The following is a 505-nucleotide window of genomic DNA, read 5'->3' on the forward strand; positions in this document are numbered from 1 at the left end:
ATAACGTTGCGGCGAATAATGTATATCTGGTGGATAACCAGATTATTAATACCCTTTCGTCTACCCGGTTCCAGATTGTGCCTAATAGCGAGGGAACTGCTTTAGTAGCGGTTGATTACGGCGATTTCATTATTGACCTTATTGAATTACCGTTCGCTATTGACCCTGCAATGATTGGGCTTGATGGCACTATTACGCTAGGCGGTTACGACACTAAAACCATTGCCCCGCAACTGGTCGATGATAAATTGGTGTTCTATATCGGCAAAGTAACCGTACCAGAAACTTATGGTAATTCCCTCGATTATCACCAGACGGAAGCATTATTCCACCTGCCTTTTATTAACCCTGTTAATATCGCGCTGGAATATGTAATCGGGCAACAAATTAGCGTCGAATATCACGTTAACGCATACAGCGGGAAAGCGACTGTATTAATTTCGTCGTCCAAAATTAACGACGTAATTATTATGAAGGAACTGGACGCCGGATTTAAAATTCCGTA

The 505-nt window shown here is 42.2% G+C and carries 1 protein-coding gene; it reads left to right on the plus strand.

The annotated features are described in order from the left end of the window. Positions 1-505, plus strand: a 505-nt coding sequence (locus tag HK417_RS24755; protein WP_222273556.1) for a hypothetical protein, incomplete at both ends; no start/stop codon positions are given.

Origin of the sequence: Modestobacter marinus, assembly GCF_019799945.1 — a bacterium.
GTDB lineage: Bacteria > Actinomycetota > Actinomycetes > Mycobacteriales > Geodermatophilaceae > Modestobacter > Modestobacter marinus_B.